Source organism: Pseudomonas sp. BP01, from assembly GCF_022760795.1.
GTDB lineage: Bacteria > Pseudomonadota > Gammaproteobacteria > Pseudomonadales > Pseudomonadaceae > Aquipseudomonas > Aquipseudomonas putida_Q.
The window spans coordinates 1-19,139 of record NZ_JAFBKA010000024.1 but is presented as its reverse complement, the minus strand read 5'-3'; the positions used below and the strand labels follow the sequence as shown (position 1 = coordinate 19,139).

Annotated in this window: 17 protein-coding genes and 1 riboswitch; of the genes, 8 read left to right on the top strand and 9 right to left on the bottom strand. The window is 63.4% G+C overall.

Annotated features, from left to right (window positions below):
- The first annotated feature begins 12 nt into the window (after positions 1-12).
- The 4 genes from JOY50_RS20090 (at position 13) to JOY50_RS20075 (ending at position 2,847) form a co-directional block, all read left to right on the top strand.
- Entirely contained in the window at positions 13-756 is a 744-nt protein-coding gene (locus tag JOY50_RS20090; RefSeq protein WP_138737153.1) for an ABC transporter substrate-binding protein, read from the top strand.
- A 245-nt stretch (positions 757-1,001) separates the two neighbouring features.
- Entirely contained in the window at positions 1,002-1,619 is a 618-nt protein-coding gene (gene ribA / locus JOY50_RS20085; RefSeq protein WP_132846758.1) for a GTP cyclohydrolase II, read from the top strand.
- Positions 1,616-2,035: an MFS transporter gene (locus tag JOY50_RS20080; RefSeq protein ID WP_243055731.1), complete on the top strand. Its 420-nt coding sequence runs from the start codon at positions 1,616-1,618 to the stop codon at positions 2,033-2,035. Before ribA ends, JOY50_RS20080 begins: the two co-directional genes overlap by 4 nt.
- Positions 2,035-2,847 (top strand): cobalamin-binding protein, encoded by an 813-nt coding sequence (locus JOY50_RS20075; RefSeq protein ID WP_243055729.1) that lies wholly within the window; start codon positions 2,035-2,037, stop codon positions 2,845-2,847. The genes JOY50_RS20080 and JOY50_RS20075 overlap by 1 nt, the downstream gene beginning before the upstream one ends.
- Here JOY50_RS20075 and JOY50_RS20070 read toward each other — a convergent pair.
- The 5 genes from JOY50_RS20070 to ribB all read right to left on the bottom strand — a co-directional run bounded on the left by JOY50_RS20070 (position 2,825) and on the right by ribB (position 8,890).
- Positions 2,825-4,696: a TonB-dependent receptor domain-containing protein gene (locus JOY50_RS20070; RefSeq protein ID WP_243055728.1), complete on the bottom strand. Its 1,872-nt coding sequence runs from the start codon at positions 4,694-4,696 to the stop codon at positions 2,825-2,827. The genes JOY50_RS20075 and JOY50_RS20070 overlap by 23 nt on opposite strands.
- A 122-nt stretch (positions 4,697-4,818) precedes the next feature.
- On the bottom strand, positions 4,819-6,714 hold the full coding sequence (gene dxs, locus JOY50_RS20065) for a 1-deoxy-D-xylulose-5-phosphate synthase (RefSeq protein WP_019472347.1): 1,896 nt from the start codon (positions 6,712-6,714) through the stop codon (positions 4,819-4,821).
- 205 nt (positions 6,715-6,919) lie between these two features.
- Positions 6,920-7,807, bottom strand: coding sequence for a (2E,6E)-farnesyl diphosphate synthase (ispA, locus tag JOY50_RS20060; RefSeq protein ID WP_138737156.1), 888 nt, complete (start codon positions 7,805-7,807; stop codon positions 6,920-6,922).
- A complete protein-coding gene (locus tag JOY50_RS20055; RefSeq protein WP_003255380.1) occupies positions 7,804-8,046 on the bottom strand; it encodes an exodeoxyribonuclease VII small subunit in 243 nt (80 codons plus the stop codon). Before JOY50_RS20055 ends, ispA begins: the two co-directional genes overlap by 4 nt.
- Positions 8,047-8,239: 193 nt before the next feature.
- The gene (gene ribB / locus JOY50_RS20050; RefSeq protein WP_016497790.1) at positions 8,240-8,890 is read right to left on the bottom strand and encodes a 3,4-dihydroxy-2-butanone-4-phosphate synthase; all 651 of its coding nucleotides are present in this window, start codon (positions 8,888-8,890) and stop codon (positions 8,240-8,242) included.
- An 80-nt stretch (positions 8,891-8,970) separates the two neighbouring features.
- Positions 8,971-9,112: riboswitch (FMN riboswitch) on the bottom strand.
- A 70-nt stretch (positions 9,113-9,182) separates the two neighbouring features.
- On the opposite strand from ribB, the gene JOY50_RS20045 reads away from it, so the two are divergent.
- Together JOY50_RS20045 and JOY50_RS20040 are read left to right on the top strand one after the other, a co-directional pair.
- Positions 9,183-10,409 (top strand): RtcB family protein, encoded by a 1,227-nt coding sequence (locus tag JOY50_RS20045; protein ID WP_405045995.1) that lies wholly within the window; start codon positions 9,183-9,185, stop codon positions 10,407-10,409.
- Between the two features lie 95 nt (positions 10,410-10,504).
- Complete coding sequence (locus JOY50_RS20040; protein WP_243055725.1) at positions 10,505-11,491, top strand: zeta toxin family protein; 987 nt, start codon at positions 10,505-10,507, stop codon at positions 11,489-11,491.
- Between the two features lie 38 nt (positions 11,492-11,529).
- Here JOY50_RS20040 and JOY50_RS20035 read toward each other — a convergent pair whose 3' ends face one another.
- The 3 genes from JOY50_RS20035 to JOY50_RS20025 all read right to left on the bottom strand — a co-directional run bounded on the left by JOY50_RS20035 (position 11,530) and on the right by JOY50_RS20025 (position 14,544).
- On the bottom strand, positions 11,530-12,423 hold the full coding sequence (locus JOY50_RS20035; protein ID WP_243055724.1) for an alpha/beta hydrolase: 894 nt from the start codon (positions 12,421-12,423) through the stop codon (positions 11,530-11,532).
- A gap of 82 nt (positions 12,424-12,505) precedes the next feature.
- On the bottom strand, positions 12,506-13,852 hold the full coding sequence (locus tag JOY50_RS20030) for a sensor histidine kinase (RefSeq protein ID WP_243055722.1): 1,347 nt from the start codon (positions 13,850-13,852) through the stop codon (positions 12,506-12,508).
- Entirely contained in the window at positions 13,852-14,544 is a 693-nt protein-coding gene (locus JOY50_RS20025) for a response regulator transcription factor (RefSeq protein ID WP_243055721.1), read from the bottom strand. The genes JOY50_RS20030 and JOY50_RS20025 overlap by 1 nt, the downstream gene beginning before the upstream one ends.
- Before the next feature lie 181 nt (positions 14,545-14,725).
- Here JOY50_RS20025 and JOY50_RS20020 point away from each other — a divergent pair, with 181 nt between their 5' ends.
- A complete protein-coding gene (locus JOY50_RS20020; protein ID WP_243055720.1) occupies positions 14,726-16,903 on the top strand; it encodes a TonB-dependent siderophore receptor in 2,178 nt (725 codons plus the stop codon).
- A gap of 278 nt (positions 16,904-17,181) precedes the next feature.
- Entirely contained in the window at positions 17,182-18,393 is a 1,212-nt protein-coding gene (locus JOY50_RS20015; RefSeq protein ID WP_138737164.1) for a glycosyltransferase family 4 protein, read from the top strand.
- A 273-nt stretch (positions 18,394-18,666) separates the two neighbouring features.
- On the opposite strand, the gene JOY50_RS20010 is transcribed toward JOY50_RS20015, so the two are convergent.
- On the bottom strand, positions 18,667-19,139 hold a 473-nt coding region (locus JOY50_RS20010), incomplete at its 5' end, for a transcriptional regulator (protein ID WP_243055718.1).

The following is a 19,139-nucleotide window of genomic DNA, read 5'->3' as shown; positions in this document are numbered from 1 at the left end:
GGGAGCGCGTGAATGGCCATAAGGACGTTGCTGTTGGCAATGCTGCTGAGCGTTGCCCCATGGGTGGCAGCTGCTGAGGGCGTGCCGAAGCAGATCCACCTGGTCAGTGAAGAGTGGCTCGATTACACCAACGCTGACGGGACCGGGGTGGCCTGGGATGTGCTGCGCAAGGTGTTCGAGCCGGCAGGGGTCAAGGTGGTGCCGCAGAGCGCGCCTTACAGCCGTGCAGTCGGGCTGGTCAAACGTGGCGAAGCCGATGCCTGGGTGGGCTCGTACAAGCAAGAAAACAACGACAACCTGTACCCGCGCTGGCACTTCGACATGGACCACATCTACGCCCTGGGGCTGGCCAGCAAACCTGTGCCTACGGCGCAGAATGTGGGCAAGTATCGCTTGGCCTGGGTGCGCGGCTACGACTACGGCAGCTACCTGCCAGATGTGCATGAATACCGTGAAATTCAGCGTCGCGAAGGCATTCTGCCGATGCTCGAGCATGACCGTGTGGACTTCTACATCGATGCACAGACCGAAGTCGATTATGTCCTGAGCCAGTCATCCCAGCCCGAGCGCTTCCGCCGTACCCATGTGGCCGAGTTACCGCTGTACCTGGCGTTTGCCCGCAACGGCCAGGCCAAGGCGCTGTGTGACCTGTTCGACAAGCGCATGGACGAACTGGTGCGCAGCGGCGAGCTCAAGCCGATTTTCGAGCACTGGAAACAGCCGTATCCTTTCGGCCCTGATAGCCGCCCGCATTAGCATTCAGAGGGCTTGCGCGGTCCCCTGTAGGAGCGGGTTTACCCGCGAACACCGGCGGAGCCGGTGCCAGGCACCGCGTCGTCTGCTTCGCGGGTAAACCCGCTCCCACAGAGAGCCTGCCAAGCCCGCGCTGCTAAGTATCGAACTTTTCGATCTTAACCCGCGGTATTCAGCCCGCCCACAGCTTGCAACCGGCTGATACAATCGGCCCACGAGAAATTTCCAACTTATTCCAGGAGCACAACGTGCCCGTCGTCTTTGTTGCCGCCTCTAAACTCCCGACGCCATTCGCGACCTTCACCATGCACGGCTTTCTCGACGAAGCCACTGGCCGCGAGCACGTAGTGCTCAGCCTGGGTGACATCGCAGATGGCCAGCCGGTGCTGGGGCGCCTGCACTCCGAGTGCCTGACCGGCGATGCCCTGTTCAGCCAGCGCTGCGACTGCGGTTCGCAGCTGGAAGCCGCGCTGCAGGCCATCGCCCGCGAAGGCCGTGGGGTGCTGCTGTACCTGCGTCAGGAAGGCCGTGGTATTGGCCTGTTGAACAAGATCCGCGCCTACGAGTTACAGGATGGCGGTGCCGATACTGTCGAAGCTAACGAACGCCTTGGCTTTGCCGCCGACCAGCGCGACTACGCCATGTGTTTGCCGATGCTGGAGCATCTGGGTGTGAAGGCCCTGCGCCTGATGACCAATAACCCGCGCAAGGTCAAAGCGCTGACCGACATGAATATCGTGGTTGCCGAGCGTGTGCCGCTGCACACCGGTCACAACCCGCACAATCGCCTTTACCTCGCGACCAAGGCCGGCAAACTCGGCCACATGCTGGGCAATGAACACCAGGGCGAGGTGCCCCAGGCGTGACCCGCGCCGAGGTCAAGCGGCGCCTGGCACTGGCCTGGTGGCAGTACCTGGCGATGGGCCTGGTGCCGCTGCCGGTCATGGCCTGGGCCTTTGGTGGTGGTGACGCGCTGATCCCGGTGCTGGCCATGCCACTGTTCATCGCCGGCGCGGCGACCATGTTCCTCAGCCTGCCACGTTTCGGCGCCTACAAGCGGGCACTGATCGCCACCTCCAAGGTGCTGGGCAGCAGCGAAGAACCCGCCGCCTGGATCGAACTGGCGCGCGTGCGGCGCATAGCCATGCTGTACGCCTGCTTCCCGGCCTGGGTCGCCGCACTGTCGGTGCTGGTCGGCCTGGAGGCGGTGCCGCAGATCTTGCTGGCGTTGTCCACCGTGGTGGTGCTGTACCTCTATCGCATCCCGCGCCAGCTCGGCTGATGCGCCTGCTGCCTGGCCTGCTGGCGCTGTTCGCCTGCACCGCGCTGGCCGCTGACCCCTTGCGGGTGGTCAGCCTGGCGCCCTCGATGACTGAGATCATGCTCGAACTGCGGGCCGATGACCTGCTGGTGGGGGTGCTCGACGGTGGCGAGCGGCCGGCAGCGCTGCGCGACCTGCCCTCGGTTGGGCGCCAAGGGCAACTGAACATGGAGCGCCTGCTCAGCCTGCGCCCCGAACTGTTGCTGCTCTGGCCGGGCAGCGTGCCACCTGCCCAGCGTGACCAGCTCAACCGCCTGGGCATCGCCACCTTCAGTGCAGAACCCCATGATATCGACCAGTTGATCGCGCAGATCGAAGCCATCGCCGAGCGTATTGGCCGTGCCGAACAAGGCCAGCAGTACGCCAAGGCCCTGCGACAGCGGCTGCAGCAGTTACGTGAGCAGTACCGGCGTGACGAGCCATTGCAGGTGTTCTATCAGGTATGGGACCAGCCGTTGTACACCCTGGGTGGCCGGCAGGTGGTGAGCGATGCCTTGGCCGTGTGCGGGGCGCGCAATGTGTTCGCCGACCTCAGCCAGCCGGCGCCGCAGGTGAATGTGGAGTCTGTGCTGCTGCGCAACCCACAGGTCATCCTGGCGGGCGATCAGGCGCAACTGGCCAGCTGGAAGGCCTGGCCGCAACTGCGTGCGGTTGCCGATGGCGGCTTGCTGGTGGTACCCGACAAAGGTCTGGAGCGGCCCAGCGGGCAGATGATCGAAGCCACCGCACGCTTGTGCGCGTTGCTCGCGGCTAAAGCGCCGGCGTCCAGGTAACGCTGAACAACAGCGTGCGGCCTTCTTCGCGGTAGGGGTGGTAGGCACCCTCGTAGCTGTACAGGGCGCGGCTGTAAGCGTGGTCCAGCAGGTTATCCAGCTTCGCTTCCAGTTTCAGTTCGTCAGTGGCTGCCCAGCTACCGCGCAAACCGAGCAGGCCATAGCCGCCGATGTGGTTGCGGTTGGCCTCATCGTCGTAGCTGCCGCTGACCGCTTGCCAGCTTGCCCCCACGGTGAATCGGCCGAGTTCACGGTCCAGGTCCAGGCTCAACGTGCGGCGTGCACGGCGGGCGAGGGTGTGGCCGCTGTCACGGTCACGAGGGTCGATCAGTGCCAGGCCGAGCTGGCTGTGCCAGGCGCCCCACTGCTGCGCCAAAGCCATTTCGAAGCCGTTGATACGTGCCGAGGCCACGTTGCGGGGTATCGAGTCCTGGCCGAACACGATCGCATCGCGCAGGTCGGTGCGGTACAGCGAGGCTTCCAGGCGGCTGTCCGCAGTCAGCTGGCTGCGCCATTGCAGCTCGTAGCTTCTGGAGTGCTCGGGGTCCAGGTCCGGTTTGCTGAACTGGGGGTAATACAGGTCGTTGAAGGTTGGCGCCCGAAAGCCTTCGCTGTAGGACAGCAGCACATCATTCTGTGCGTTCAACGGTACGCTCAGGCTGCCGCTCCAGGTGGTCTGGCCGCCGAACTGCTGGTTACGGTCATGGCGCACACCCACTTCGGTGGAAAACTGCTCGCCCTGGTAGCGGTGCTGGACGAAGACGGCGCGGTTCCAGCGGCTGTCTTCGGTGAAGTCGGTGCTGGCGTGCACCCGGTCTTCGTACCAGTCGCCACCCAGCAGCAGGCTGTTCCGCTCGCCCAGGGCCAGGTCGTTCTGCCAGGTGACTTGATCACGGTAGGTGTTGAACACGAAGCGTTCGGCGCTGAGCTTGTCGCGCTTGTCGTCGCGGTTCTCGCTGTGGGCCAGTTCCAGCCGCGAATGCCAGGCGTCGGTGAGCTGGGCATCGAAGTAACTGCCCAGGCTGCTGACGCTGAAATCGGTGTAGGGCTGCTGGCCGAAGCTTTCGAAGGTAACCGGGTCGAAACCGCCGAACGGGTTGTCGTACTCGCTGCGGCCACGGCTGTCTAGCAGGTTCAGCCCGGCCTCGAAGCGCTCGCCGAAGGTGTGGCTAAGGCTCAGGTTGAATGCCTTGTTGCGGTAAGCGTCGTGGTCACCATCGCTGGCGAACGACGGCCCGGTCGAGTCGATGCCGGCCGTTTCATCCAGGCTGGCGCCGAGGTTGAAGCGGGTCGCGCCATCCCCGCCCGAAAGCCCCAGGCTGCGCTGGAATGTCTGGTTGCTGCCGGCGGCCAGGCGCAGGCGTGGTTGCAGGCCGGGGCCGCTGCTGCGGCGGGTAAAGATCTGAATCACTCCGCCAATGGCATCGCTGCCGTACACCGCCGAGCGCGAGCCGCGCAGCACTTCCACCCGCTCGATCTGGTCAACGTCGAGAAACTGCAGGCCGCTGTCGCCGGAGGTGGCGTTGGCAATGCGCACACCATCCACCAGTACCAGGCTTTGTGCGGCCTTGGTGCCGCGGATGAAGATGCCGGGCAGGCTGCCACGGCCACCGGTAGGCGCCACTTGCACGCCAGGCACGCGGCTGAGCAGGTCGGTGACGCTGGTGGGTTGCAGGCGGTCGATATCGGTGCGGGTGAAGACGGTATTGGCGGCGCTGGTGGCGGTGCGCGATTCGACCTGGCGGCTGGCGCTTATGAGCACGTCGGGGAGCTTGAGGGCGTCGTCGCGCTCAGCGGCCAGCAGCGGGAGGGGGAGGCAGAGCAGGGTGGCAAAAGTGGGGGCTTTCATGGGCAGTACCATTTTGCGAGGGCTGTGCCCTCGATCGCGACACAAGGCCGCTCCTACAGGAATGCGCGTTCCTGTGTAGGAGCGGCCTTGTGTCGCGATGGGCCGCAAAGCGGCCCCGGGGATTACAAGCCGAGCCTGGCCATGCGGGCTTTTACCGAAGCCTCGATCCCGGCCGCATCCAGCCCGCACTCAGCCAGCATCTGTGCAGGCTTGGCATGCTCGACGTAGATGTCGGGCAAGCCCAGGTGCAGCAGTGGCTTGAGCACTGCCTGGCTGGCCAGGAACTCACCCACCGCAGCACCCGCGCCACCCATGATGGCGTTCTCTTCAATGGTCACCAGCAGCGCGTGGCTGCCAGCCAGTTCCAGCACCAGGGCCTCGTCCAGCGGTTTGACGAAGCGCATGTCGACCACCGTGGCGTTGATCTGCTCGGCCACCTGCATGGCCTCGGCCAGCTGCACGCCGAACACCAGCAGGGCGACGTTCTCGCCCTGGCGACGAACCACGCCCTTGCCGATTTCCAGTGGCTCCAGGTCGCCACTGATCGGCGCATTCGGGCCGGTGCCACGCGGGTAGCGCACGGCTGCCGGGCCGTTGTACAGGTGACCGGTGCTGAGCATCTTGCGCAGCTCGTTTTCGTCACTGGGGGTCATCACCAGCATGCCCGGGATGCAGCGCAGGTACGACAGGTCGTAGCTGCCCGCGTGGGTCGGGCCGTCTTCGCCGACCAGGCCGGCGCGGTCGATGGCGAACAGCACGTCGAGGTTCTGCACTGCCACGTCGTGGATCAGCTGGTCGTAGGCACGCTGCAGGAACGTGGAGTAGATCGCCACCACCGGCTTGCTGCCCTCGCAGGCCATGCCGGCCGCCAGGGTAACGGCGTGCTGCTCGGCGATCGCCACGTCGAAGTAGCGTTCCGGGTAGCGCTCGCTGAAGTCGACCAGGTCGGAGCCTTCCTTCATCGCCGGGGTAATGCCCACCAGGCGGTTGTCGGCGGCGGCCATGTCGCACAGCCACTGGCCGAACACGGCAGAGTATTTCGGGCCGCTGACTTTCTTCGGCGCGGCAGGCTTGTCGGCCGGCTCCAGCTTGGTGATGGCGTGGTAGCCGATCGGGTCGACCTCGGCCGGGGCGAAGCCCTTGCCCTTCTTGGTCACCACGTGCAGGAACTGTGGGCCCTTCAGGTCACGCATGTTGCGCAGGGTGGCGATCATGGTCGGCAGGTCGTGGCCGTCGATGGGGCCGATGTAGTTCCAGCCCAGCTCTTCGAACAGCGTGCCCGGCACCAGCATGCCCTTGGCGTATTCCTCGGTGCGGCGGGCGATTTCCCAGGCGCCTGGCAGGCGCGACAGCACCTTCTTGCTGCCTTCGCGCATGCTCGCGTAGGTGCGGCTGGAGAGGATCTTGGCCAGGTAGTTGGACAGGCCGCCGACATTGCGCGAAATCGACATGTCGTTGTCGTTGAGGATCACCAGCATGTCGGCGTTGACTTCCTGGGCGTGGTTCAACGCCTCGAAGGCCATGCCGGCAGTCAGCGCACCGTCGCCGATCACCGCAATCGACTTGCGTGCGCTGTTCTGCAGACGGGCGGCAATGGCCATGCCCAGTGCGGCGCTGATCGAGGTGCTGGAGTGGCCGACGCCAAACGTGTCGTACTCGCTTTCGCTGCGGCGCGGGAAGGCGGCGATACCGTCCTTCTGGCGCAGGCTGAGCATGCGGTTACGGCGCCCGGTGAGGATCTTGTGTGGGTAGGCCTGGTGGCCCACGTCCCACACCAGCCGGTCGTCCGGGGTGTCGAACACGTAGTGCAGGGCGATGGTCAGCTCGATCACGCCCAGACCGGCGCCAAAATGCCCACCGGTCTGACCCACGGTGTAGAGCAGTTCCTGGCGCAGTTCGTCGGCCAGGGTCTCCAGGTCGGCTTCGGCCAGCCGGCGCAGGCCGGCAGGCGTGTCAGCGCGGTCGAGCAACGGCGTGACCGGGCGTTCGCGGGGGATCTCTTGAAACGTCGTGGGCATCAGGCGAGTCGTTATAGGTGTGTGAAGACGCGGCAGTTTACCCCATTGTAGGAAATACTGCCCATTCAGACGGGTGTCGCACGGGGCTGCTTTGCAGCCCATCGCCGGCAAGCCAGCTCCCACAGGATCTTCACAGATCACAGGCCGCTGAGGTACCTGTGGGAGCTGGCTTGCCGGCGATGGGGCGCGCAGCGGCCCCAATCAATCAGTTACGGCGTTCGACAATGTAACGCGCCAAGGCCCGCAGCGGCTCGGCCGTTTCACCGAACGCTTGCAGTGCGACCAGCGCCTGGTCGCGCAGTTCGATTGCATAGGCCTTGGCCGCTTCCAGGCCCAGCAGGGCCGGGTAGGTCGGTTTGTCACGAGCTATGTCGGCACCCTGGCGTTTGCCCAGGGTAGCGGTATCGCTTTCCACGTCGAGGATGTCGTCCTGCACCTGGAATGCAAGGCCGATGGCCTGTGCATAAACCTGCAAGGCATCCAGCTGCGGCTGTTCGGCACGGGCGCTGGCCAAGGCGCCGAGGCGTACGCTGGCTTCGATCAGCGCGCCGGTCTTGTGCCGGTGCATGAACTCCAGTGCCTGCTGGTCCAGCTTCAGGCCTACCGAACCGAGGTCGATGGCCTGGCCGCCGACCATGCCTGCCGGGCCGGCAGCCTTGGCCAGGGCCTGGACCATGGCCAGGCGAATGCTGTCGGCCTGCGGGCTCAGGGCTGGGTCGAGCAGGGCACTGAACGCCAGGCTCTGCAAACCGTCGCCAGCGAGGATAGCGCAGGCTTCGTCGAACGCTTTGTGGGTAGTGGGTTGGCCGCGACGCAGGTCGTCGTCGTCCATGGCTGGCAGGTCGTCATGCACCAGCGAGTAGGCGTGGATCAATTCGACCGCGCAGGCCGCGCCGTTGGCCTGTTCGGCCGGGGCGCCCAAGGCTTCGCAGGCCGCGTAGGCCAGCAACGGGCGTACGCGCTTGCCGCCGTTCATCACGCTGTAGCGCATGGCGGCGTAAAGGCGTTCCAGTTCTTTGGACGGGGCAACGAACAGCGGTTCGAGGGCAGCGTCGACCCGAGCCTGGCAGCTGGCCTGGTAGGTGCCGATCATGCTTCCGGCTCCGCGTCGAAGGGCTGTGCAGCCAGTTCGCCGTCGCGCTCCAGGAGGATTTGCACCTTCTGTTCGGCCTGGGCCAGGGCACCCTGGCAATCACGGGTCAGGGCGATGCCTTGCTCGAAGGCGGCCAGCGACTCTTCCAGCGACAACTCGCCGTTCTCCAGGCGCTCGACCAGTGCTTGCAGGTCTGCGAGGGATTGCTCGAAATCGAGGGAGGCTTTTTTGCGGGCCATGGCGACTGTCTCGGTGGCATTCAGAACGGCGCGACACTAGCAGAGCGGGGCGGGGGGAGCAAACTTCCGGGCTAATGCGGTTGGATTTGCCGGCCTCTTCGCGGGTAAACCCCCACAGGTATTGCACCGGTTTTGAACCCGGCGCGAACCCTGTGGGAGCGGGCAAGCCCGCGAATAGCCCCAAGGAGCTCTATCAGGCCGGCTCTGCTTCCCGTTCCAGCATCGCCTCACGGTACCGCGCCAACTCCTCGATGGTCAGCACCGGCAAGTTGTACTGGCGCGCATAAACCGCCACCTGCTCGCCGCGGGCCATGCTGCCATCGGGGTTCATCAGCTCGCACAACACCGCCGCCGGGCGCAGGCCGGCCAGGCGCGCCAGGTCCACCGAGCCTTCGGTGTGCCCACGGCGGGTCAGCACCCCGCCATTGCGGGCGCGCAGCGGGAACACATGCCCCGGGCTGACGATATGGCGCTGTTCGGCGCTGGAGCGCAGTGCCGCGCCAATGGTGGTGATGCGGTCCTGGGCAGAAACCCCGGTGGTGATGCCTTCTGCGGCCTCGATGGTGACCGTGAAGCCTGTGCCATGACGGGCCTGGTTGTTCTGCACCATCGGCGCCAGTTGCAGTGCGTCGACGGTGGCTTCGTCCAGGCACAGGCAGACGATGCCGCTGCAGTCGCGAATCATCATGGCCATGGTTTGCAACGTAATGTTCTCGGCCGCCGCAATGATGTCCGCTTCGTCCTCGCGGTCGTCATCGTCAAGCAGCAGCACAGGGCGCCCGGCCTGGAAGGCGGCGATAGCGGCGGAAACAGCGGGGAATTGCGGGTGGTTACGGGTGGACATGAAACGCTCCTCGTGAATGATCGATGAACGTCTCGGGGCGAACAAAATGCGCGCGCAGGGGCGCCCGGATGGCCCCTGCCTGACGCCTTCTTTCATCCGGACTATGACCGTCGGCTCTGGAGTTGCACCAGATCTGCTGACCCCCGGCATGGCCGGAGCGCTCGCGGGCTCATCTTTCGATTTACCGCCGGTGGGGACTTGCACCCCGCCCTGAAGACCGGCCAAGCATACAGCACCTTGCCACCCCGCTGGCAACCCACGTCTCTACGACCTTTGGCGGTATCATGCCCTCATGCATTCGAGGAACAAGCCCATGGATATTCTCCAGGTCGCCGGTGGCAAGCCGATCAAGCTGTGGACCGATGGCGTGCCGGTCGAAGACGACGCCCGCCGGCAATTGCTGAACACGGCCAGGATGCCGTTCATCTTCAAGCACCTGGCAGTGATGCCCGACGTGCATCTGGGCAAGGGCTCGACCATCGGCAGCGTCATCCCCACCGTCGGGGCGATCATCCCCGCTGCGGTTGGCGTGGACATCGGCTGCGGCATGATCGCCGCGCGCACCTCGCTGCACGCGCGTGACTTGCCAGACAACCTGCATGGCCTGCGCAGTGCAATCGAGCAGGCGGTGCCGCATGGCAAGACCTTTGGCAAACGTGACCAGGGCGCCTGGGCCGATGTGCCGGCCAAGACTGACAAGGCCTGGGGCCAGCTGGCCGGGCGCTTCAAGGCCATTACCGAAAAATACCCGCGGCTGGAGAAGACCAATAACCGCCACCACCTGGGTACCCTGGGTGGTGGCAATCACTTCATCGAGGTGTGCCTGGATGAAGCCGACCGCGTCTGGGTCATGCTGCACAGCGGCTCGCGCGGTGTGGGCAATGCCATCGGCAACCTGTTTATCGAGCTGGCCCAGGCCGATATGCGCCAGCACCTGGCCAACCTGCCGGACAAGGACCTGGCGTATTTCGAAGAGGGCAGCCGCCATTTCGCCCACTATGTCGAAGCCGTGGAGTGGGCGCAGGACTACGCCCGGCAGAACCGCGAGCTGATGATGCTGGCCGTGGTCGGCGCTGCTCGCAAGGCGCTTGGCAAACCGTTCGAGGCCAGCCTGGAAGCGGTGAACTGCCACCACAACTATGTACAGCGTGAGCAACATTTTGGCCGCGAAGTGTTGGTCACGCGCAAGGGGGCGGTGTCGGCGCAGAAGGGGCAGTTGGGCATCATCCCGGGCTCGATGGGGGCCAAAAGCTTCATCGTGCGTGGGCTGGGCAATGAGGAGTCGTTCTGTTCGTGCAGCCATGGCGCCGGCCGGGTGATGAGCCGGACCAAGGCCAAAAGCCGCTTTACCGTGGAGGACCAACGGCGGGCCACGGCACATGTGGAGTGCCGCAAGGACAAAGACGTCATCGACGAAATCCCGATGGCGTACAAAGACATCGACGCGGTGATGCGTGCCCAGCAGGCGCTAGTAGAGGTGGTTCATACCCTGCGCCAGGTTGTGTGTGTGAAGGGCTAGCGAAAAGCGCCATAACTGACTACCACACAGTGCGCCGGGGTAGTTCCTAGAGTGTCGGGCAGCCCAATTGGGGCAGACACCTGAGGATTGCAGATATGGCCACGCTTTACCCGTTCACTGACAGCGACGTCGATGATGCCTTCGCCCAACTCGACCATGCACTGTTCGACAAGGCGCGCGAAGCTGATGGTCCTGAAAGTGACCCCACCCCGAAAATGCTCATCGTTGCCGGTGCGCAAGGGTCGGGCAAGACCTACTTGCTGGAGAAGCAGTTGCTACCCAGCGAGCGCTACCCGAACCATGTGCGGCTGTACTTGCCAGAATTTCGCAAACTGCACCCGCACTACACCGAAATGAGCGAGCACGGTGTGCTGCATGTGTACGAGCACACCGAAGCCTTCATCAGGGCACTGAGTGGCAAGGTATTTGGGTACGCCTTCGCCAACCGCTACAACATCATCATGGAATCGGCTCTGGACGACGAAGCATTCGCCGGCTTCCCGCCTGCGGCCGTAGAGGCGGGTTACCGCTTCGAGATTCACATGATCGCCTGCAAGGTGGAATTCAGCCATTGGGCGACCCTCGACCGCGGCGTGAAGAGTGTCGCCAAGGGCGAAATCGAGCGATTCGTGGCGTTGTCGCAGATCCAGACCTCACAGGCGAATGCCAAAAAGATCCTGAACGCTTTCGAACACGCCTGTACGCAGGCCCCTGGCTCGCAGGTCACGCTTTATGAGCGTGGCTTCGAAACGGATCAGCAGAGCAAGGTGCTGTGCCACAGCATCTGTGATGCCCCTGGTGTGTTGACCCCGCAGGCGGACTACGATGGCCAGCCCTTTTTCCGGGCGCCTTACCACGACACACCGGTTGAAATCCGGCGCAGCCCTGAAGGCAACGATTCTGGCGCCTACCTCCAATTCTTCCAGGTCGTGCATGCCGGCATGCTCGATGAGCCGGTGCGCCAACAGATGGTCATGGCCTGCTGCAAGACCCTTGGCCGTAGCACCGACCTGGTACCCCGAATTTCCAAAGATGCCTTCCGCGACCTGAGCCAGTACCTGCTCAAGTACACCTACCCCTGATGATAAGAGGGTGCAGCAGGCCGGAGCCGAATAGGGCGTTATCTGGCCAGTTGCTCGATCACCGTCTTCAACGATGCCCCCAGCATTTGCCCATGGTCGAGCCCTTCGAACCGTTCGAAGTGGACCCGAAGGCCTTTTACCCTGGCCAGGTCTGCCGCCAGTTCTCGTGCAGGCCTCTCGACATCGCCCTTTACCTGCTGCGCCCTGGGGTTGGCAGGTTCCTCGCTGCCGCGCATCAGCAGCAGCCGTGCAGGGCTGTTGCCCAAGCGTTGCGCAAGGCCCTGCGCCTCCTGCACGATCGCCCCGTCATGCCACCACAGTGAAGGGCTGGCCGCCGCATAGTCACTGAACGCCCCGGGCCGGGTAAACAGCGCATGCAGCACGGCCAGCCCGCCGTAGGAATGGCCCCACAGCGTCTGTCGCTGCAGGTCGATGGGGGCCAGCCCGGCCACCATCGGCCGCATGCGCTCGGTCAGCAGGTCAAGAAATGCATCCACGCCACCACTGGGCTGGCCAGTCAGCGGGTCGCGCTGCTCAGCCTGCCCGGGCAACGCCGGGGTGTAGTCATAAGTCCGCGCAGCCCGCTCGATACGCTGCTCGGTCTGGTAGCCCACAGCCACCAGCAAGGGCGCCTGGCCGGCGGCAAGCTTGCCCAGTTGCTGGCTGTCCAGCGCGCCAAGCGCGGCATTGCCGTCGAGCATCCACAGCACCGGGTACCCCGATGCTGGCGCGGGGCGGTTCGGCGTGCCGACCCACAAACGGTAATGACGCTGGCCATCGGCCGAGTCCAGGTCGAGCTGGGTGAAGCGGTAGGCCAGGTCCTGACGCTGCAGCAGCGAAGTGTCCATCTTCTGGTTGCGCTCGGGCTGTGCCAGGGCAACAGGGGCTGCAAGGGCCAGTGCCAAAGCCAGCGTCAGGGTCATCTTGCTCATCAGGCGTCTCGTCAGGGCTTTGCGAGGAACGCAAGGCTGGAACGCCCAGATGATAATCAGTCCTGATTGAGCGTAAAGCGCATTAACTTTCTAAACAGTCCCTGGCCATCGGCAAGGTCAAGTGCAGGCGCAGCCCAGGGTGGCCATTGCTGGCCCACAAGCGGCCGCCTTGCAGCTCGATGGCGCGTCGGGCGATGGCCAGGCCCAGGCCGAAACCCGCGCCGCTGTCGGCCAGGCGCTGGTAAGGCTTGAAGATGCGTTCAAGGTCGGCTTCAGGTACGCCGGGGCCCTGGTCGCTCAGGCGCAGGTGCCAGCAGTCGCCTTCACGCCAGCCATCCAGGCTGACCCGGCCCTCGGCCGGCGAGTGGCGAATGGCATTGCGCATCAGGTTTTCCAGGGCCTGGGCCAGGCTGTCCAGATGGGCCTGTACCAGGCAATCGGTGCCAAGCGAACACGGCAGGCGTGCACGGTCCCAGCCACTTTCGAAGCAGGCGTCCTGGCACAGTGCTTCCCATACGGAGACCATCATTACCGGCTCGGTCGGCAAGCTGGGTTGTTCGGTGTCCATCCAGGCCAGGTCCAGCGTGTCTTCCAGCAGCTTCTGCATGTCGGCGACTTCACGGTCCAGGCGCTCGCGCAACTGCAGCGGCGGCAAGTCGCTGTCATGGGCGATGCGCAAGCGTGCCAGGGGCGTGCGCAGCTCGTGAGACAGCGTGCGCAGCAGCATGCGCTGTTGCTCCAGGCTCTGGCGCAGGCGCCCGGCCATGTGCTCAAAGGCCTGTGCCAGTTCACCCAGCTCGTCACGGCGTTCCAGCAGGGGCAGGGCGGGGCTGTCCAGGTCGTCGGCCCGCAGGGCATCGGCGCGGTCGCGCAGGCGGTTCAGCGGCACTACCAAATGCCGATACAACGCCAGGCCCAGCAGCAGGGCGAGCACTGCGGGTGCAACGCCGTGGGTGACCACATGGGTCCATGGCGTCAGGCCGGTGGGCAGCAGGCGCTCGGGCAATTGCAGCACCAGGCGGCCGCGCTCGGGGTGTTGCGGGAATTCGATGCTGACGTAGGGCAGCTCATCCTGCAGGCGCCGGCTCATGGGCCAGTCCAGTTTGCGCATGAAGGTCAGGTGGCTGGCCTCCTCGGCGCTCAGCGGCGTGGTGCCGAGGCTTTGCAGGTGCGGGCCGATCACCGCCACCCAGGTGTCCTCGGCCTGTTCCAGTTGCCTGCGCCAGGCCTCGGCGCCGATCGCGCCGCCCTGGCTCCAGGCGTCTTCAGCTTGTTGCGCATAGCGCGCCAGGTAATCCTGGTCGGCCCGGGACAGAAAATAGGTGCTGCGCTCCACGGACAGGCCCCAGGTCCAGATCAGCCAGATCAGCAGCAGGCAGAAGCTGACCTGCAGGACCGCCAGTTTCCACAGCAACGGGTGGCGCCGCATCAGGGCTGTTCCGTGTCGACCAGGATGTACCCCTGCCCGCGCACGGCCTGGATCTGCACATGCTGGGCACTGATGTCGGCCAGTTTGCGGCGCAGGTTGCACACGTGCACGTCCAGGCCCCGGTCCAGGCGGGTATAGGCCCGGTGCAGCACGGTCTGGTACAGGAAGGGTTTGCTCAAGGCTTCGCCGGGATGCGCCCGCAGCGTCACCAGCAAGCGGAATTCGGATGCGGTGAGGCCAGCGGCATTGCCGTTGTGGATAACGTCCTGGCGGTCGTGGTCCAGCATCACTTCGCCGACGTCGGCACGCAGCGCCATGCCGCAATCAAATGCCACGCGCCGCAGCAAGGCATCGACCCGTGCGTCCAGCTCCGCCAGGCTGAAGGGCTTGGGCAGGTAGTCGTCGGCACCACGGGTAAAGCCACTGATGCGGTCCTGCTCGGCCCCCAGCGCCGACATCAGCATGACCGGCACCGCCTGCTGTCGGCGCAGCTCATCGAGCAGGCTGAGGCCATCGATACCCGGCAACATGATGTCCAGCAACACAAGCTCGAACGGTGATTGCCGAATCGCGTCCAGGGCCTGGGTGCCCGTGGCGCAGGCGTGCACCCGGAAACCGCGTTTGAGGAAATGGCGTTCCAGGTCCTGACGCAGGCTTGCGTCGTCTTCGGCGAGGAGAAGTGAGGTGGGCACGGCGAGCCTTGAATGAGAACCTGTATCAGTTACGGATCATCCCATTGCCAGCAAGGGAGGGCAACGCCTGGGTGTGTTAAGAAGGTTAATCCTGCTGCGCCCCCGTTTTCCCTCCGGTATCGTTCGCAAAAAGCAACTTGTTTCGTTTGCGAGCTACTATCATTTGGGCGAAGGGTGTGTCATGAACGGTTTCAAAGCTGTGGGGAGCTCGCGACGGGCTCGGGGCTGGCTGGTGCTGGGGTTGCTGGCGCCGTTTTCGGTGTCGGCACTGGCCGAAACGGTAGCGACCCAGGCGGCAGGCGAGGACAGCTCGCTCGACCTGCCGGCACTGACCATCGAAGGCAATCGCCTTTACGACATGCTGCCCTCGGAAGCGACCGGTGGCTACAGTGTCGATGCAGCGACCGTGGGCACCAAGACGCCAGCCGCGCTGAAGGACATTCCCCAGTCGATCACCGTGTACACCCAGGACTACGTCAAAGACCGCCAGTTCGTGCACCTGGATGACCTGGCCAAGTACACCGCCGGCCTGCGTACCCTGACCAACGACAGCGGCCGGTCGTCGATCTACGCCCGTGGCTACGAGTACAGCGAATTCAACATTGACGGCCTGCCGGCGCCGATGGCCAGCATCTTTGGTACCGTACCGTCGCTGGCGGCGTTCGACCGTGTCGAAATCATGCGCGGCCCGGCCGGGCTGTTCAGCAGCACCAGTGAACTGGGTGGCATCGTCAACATGGTGCGCAAGCGCCCGACTGCCGAGTTTCAGGGCCACGTCGAAGGCAGCTATGGCACCTGGGACACCAACCACGAAGAAATCGACCTGAGCGGGCCGCTGGATGACGCCGGGCGCGTGCGCGGGCGTTTCGTCGCGTCCCGTGATGACACCAATGGCGAAGTCGATTACAACGCCAACACCAGCAACAGCTACTACGGTGCGCTGGATGTCGACCTGGACGACGCCACCACCCTGTCGTTCGGCCTGATGCACGAAGTGAAAAACATCACGCCGCACAATGGCTACCCGGCAACGCTGTCCGGGGATGTGCCCGACTTCAGCCATTCCCGTTTCCTGGGGGCGGACTGGAACTACTTCGATGGCAAGACCACCGACCTGGTCGCCGAGCTGACCCACCGCTTCGACAACGGCGGCTATGGGCGTATTGCGGCGCGCGGCTCGCACCGCGACACCAACTACCTGTACGCCTTTACCGCAACCAATGCCACCACCGGTGCCAACTCCGAGCGTGCCAGCGCCCGCGACTTCACCCAGGACACCTACTCGCTGGACGCCAGCTACAGCCAGCCGTTCGAAACCCTCGGCCAGGTCAGCGAGTTTGTGGTCGGCACTGACTACAAGAACTACGACACCGAGTACCTCAACGGCACCACCAACCTGGGCGCAATCAACGTCAACACCTACTCGCCGAAGCAGTTCGCCAAACCGTCGCCCAACTACAGTACCGAGACCGGCATGCAGGAAGAGGAATACGGCTTGTATTCCAAGGTCACTTTCCGCCCGATCGAGCGCCTGGCGCTGATTGCCGGTGGCCGCTTCAGCTGGTACCGCGGTGATTTCTACACCACCACCCTGAGCAGCGGTGCCAGTACCAACGACAGCAAGCGCGTGGACGGCCACTTCACGCCGTATGGCGGCCTGGTCTACGACCTGACCGAGAACCATGCGCTGTACGCCAGCTACTCGCAGGTGTTCAAGCCGCAGTCCGACACCGACAGCAGCGGCCGGGTGTTGAAGCCGCGTGAAGGCGAGCAGTATGAGTTCGGCCTCAAGAGCAGCTACTTTGGCGGCGACCTGAATACCCGTTTCTCGGTATTCCGCCTGACCGACAAGAACCGCGCCACCACCGAGTATGACGAGGATGGTGTAGACACCAATTTCTCGATTGCCTCCGGCAAGACCCGCGTCAAAGGCGCGGAAGTGGAAGTGAGCGGCAAGCTGACGCCGAACTGGGAGCTGCTGGCCGGCTACACCTGGATGGAAACCGAAACCCTCAAGGGTGACGCCGAAACCACGTTCTTCATCATGCCGCGCAACCAGGCTTCGCTGTGGAGCAAGTACACCATCAGCCAAGGCCCGCTGACCGGCCTGGCCATTGGCGGCGGTGTATCGGCGATGAGCAGCTTCTATTCCGAGAATGGTGGCGTGCGTATCGATGCACCGGGCTATGCCACGGTCGACGCCATGCTGTCGTACCCGGTTACCTCGAAGCTGACGGCCACCGTCAACGTCAACAACCTGTTCGACCGGGACTACCTGTCGCGGGTGGGGTCGACGTCCACGTTCAACTTCTACGGGCCGTCGCGCAGCATGATGGTGGGCGCGCGTTACGATTTCTGATCGGCTCCTTTCGGCACGCGTGCGGTCCCTGTAGGAGCGGCCTTGTGCCGCGATGGGGCGCTCCTACAAGGGGGGCAGCAAACGATGAGAAATTGTTGCCACACCGCGTGTGCAATCTGTGAAGCCGCACTAGAGTGAACCCATGCGGAGCGCTTGCTGCGTCCGCAGGAGGTCTGCAAGGACGCTACAACGTTGTTGAGATGGACGGCTGGTATTGAGGAGTAGGCCCCATGTAGACAATTCAAACGTTAGTGTCTTGGCATCCCTGTGAGGGGAATATGATTGAAGACCCATACATGCTGTTCACCCGAATTCCTGTTGTCGTAGACGAGCGAGGCGGTTTGTTTACAGACCCCTTGTGGGTCAAAGATATAGAGCTTCATCTAACCTACATAGAAAACTTCGGCATGTGCTGCCCTGTCGAGAGAGGCGGCAAGGTCGACGGGCTGCAAAGCATTAGCCATCTGGATGTAAAATGGCTTTATGGGTTGCGCAAAGACTATGGGCTTTCGTCAGTATTAAAGAACTTCTTTCCGAATTTCATAACCGTCATCAATGCCTGCAAGAAGGCCAGAATCGTTCATTCTGACGGAGCAGGTTGGGCATTCCCTTTGTCCTTTTATCTATTGCCGCTCAAGCCGTTCTTCCGCTTTCAGTGGGTGATTGTCATAGAGTCTTCATTCTGGATGTTGGCTCAGGGACAGCCGCGAAGCCTTAGAGCAATCATCGAACACCATATGCACACCCTTTTGTTGAAGCGCTGCCTGAAGCTGGCGAATGCCAGGATCTTTACTCAGTCTTTCTACAAGGAATATTTTCTTGGGCGGAATAGCAGCCGCACGCTGATCAACCCTGCCAGCTGGCTGGATAAAAAATACATCGCGGCACCGGACGCCGTCAGGAAAAGATTCGAAGCCAAGGGCAACCGTAAACTCAAACTGCTTTACCCATCACGCCTTGTCCTGGATAAAGGTGTTCTGGTAGTCCTTGAAGCCATTGAACAACTGCAAATTGAAAATATTGATATCACCGTCACTCTCATGGGTGAGGGTGATTTCAAAGAGCACTGCCTACGCTTTGCAGCTGAAGACCATGGCGGCATCGAAGTGCGGTTCCAGAACGCAGTTGATTACGGCAAAGACTTTTTCAGCATTATTGCCCAGCATGACTGGCTGTTGGTGCCGACATTGAAACAGGAACAACCCCGCATCATTTTTGACGCATTCAGCCAGGGCGTTCCCGTCATCGGTTCTGACACATCCGGGGTGCTGGACATAACCAGCAAGCACAACACGCTCACGTTTGAAACCGGAAACCCGTCCAGCCTGGCAGACCGTATTCGTCATGCTTCCCGGCATCCCGAGCTGGCGCTGGAAATGGGGCTTGCGGGGTTGGATTATGCGACGGGGAAAACACACTTGCAGATGCACCAGGTGCGCGAGGAATTCCTGAAGAGCAGTTTGACGGCCTCTACCAGCCCGCGCGCCTGACATGATCAACGAAGGGCTACCGGTTGTAGCTATTCGTTCGGGCATTAAAAAGCCGGCTTGTGGCCGGCTTCTCGGGGACGCTTCCGACTAATTTATGGTAAGCCGCAATCGCCTTAACTGTGTGGCCATCAAGGGCCTGAAAGAGATGGCAGATGCCCGTGTGGGGTATCGCCGAGCCCTCTGGACCGCGGCTCGCGCCGGTCGGGGCTTAATGTGCGGCGTAGCATACAAGGGCACGCGCAGGATGCCCAGCAAAAAATGGCACAGGTTGTTTCAGCCCGGCCGCTGCTGGCGGAAATGCGACCAGTGGAATACCCAGCCGATAATCTCCAGGCCCTGCGCCTGGCGCTGGGCGGGGGTGTAGCGTTCGACGGCGTAATTGCGCCGGTCATGGCTGTGCAGGTACAGGGTGCCCTGCGTGCCGAGGCTGAGGTTGTTTACCCTGAGCACCCCATTGTGCAGCAGGGCATAGGTTTCGCCCTCTGTTATCCGCGTCATGCCCAGGTCGACGGCCAAGGTGGCCTCCAGTGGCACCAGCGGCAGCATGTTGCTGGCTGGCATGGCCAGGCAGATGGCGTTATCGGCGTGCACACCCAACGCTTTCAGCGCTTTTGCGGGCAGGCGCAGGTGTTTGCTGGGCACCGGTGAAAGCAGGCCGTTTCGCAGTTCGTAAAAGGGTACCTTCAGCTGACGGGCGCGGTGTGCCGACAGTGGGCTGGGCGGGTTGATGGGGGCCTGGTGTGGCG

Excerpts from the sequence above, each read along its gene's own strand:
- JOY50_RS20090 (WP_138737153.1), top strand. The coding sequence starts at position 13 with ATGGCCATAAGGACGTTGCTGTTGGCAATGCTGCTGAGCGTTGCCCCA.
- JOY50_RS20075 (WP_243055729.1), top strand. The coding sequence starts at position 2,035 with ATGCGCCTGCTGCCTGGCCTGCTGGCGCTGTTCGCCTGCACCGCGCTG.
- JOY50_RS20070 (WP_243055728.1), bottom strand. The coding sequence starts at position 4,696 with ATGAAAGCCCCCACTTTTGCCACCCTGCTCTGCCTCCCCCTCCCGCTG.
- dxs (WP_019472347.1), bottom strand. The coding sequence starts at position 6,714 with ATGCCCACGACGTTTCAAGAGATCCCCCGCGAACGCCCGGTCACGCCG.
- ispA (WP_138737156.1), bottom strand. The coding sequence starts at position 7,807 with ATGATCGGCACCTACCAGGCCAGCTGCCAGGCTCGGGTCGACGCTGCC.
- JOY50_RS20055 (WP_003255380.1), bottom strand. The coding sequence starts at position 8,046 with ATGGCCCGCAAAAAAGCCTCCCTCGATTTCGAGCAATCCCTCGCAGAC.
- ribB (WP_016497790.1), bottom strand. The coding sequence starts at position 8,890 with ATGTCCACCCGTAACCACCCGCAATTCCCCGCTGTTTCCGCCGCTATC.
- JOY50_RS20045 (WP_405045995.1), top strand. The coding sequence starts at position 9,183 with ATGCATTCGAGGAACAAGCCCATGGATATTCTCCAGGTCGCCGGTGGC.
- JOY50_RS20040 (WP_243055725.1), top strand. The coding sequence starts at position 10,505 with ATGGCCACGCTTTACCCGTTCACTGACAGCGACGTCGATGATGCCTTC.
- JOY50_RS20035 (WP_243055724.1), bottom strand. The coding sequence starts at position 12,423 with ATGAGCAAGATGACCCTGACGCTGGCTTTGGCACTGGCCCTTGCAGCC.
- JOY50_RS20030 (WP_243055722.1), bottom strand. The coding sequence starts at position 13,852 with ATGCGGCGCCACCCGTTGCTGTGGAAACTGGCGGTCCTGCAGGTCAGC.
- JOY50_RS20020 (WP_243055720.1), top strand. The coding sequence starts at position 14,726 with ATGAACGGTTTCAAAGCTGTGGGGAGCTCGCGACGGGCTCGGGGCTGG.
- JOY50_RS20015 (WP_138737164.1), top strand. The coding sequence starts at position 17,182 with ATGATTGAAGACCCATACATGCTGTTCACCCGAATTCCTGTTGTCGTA.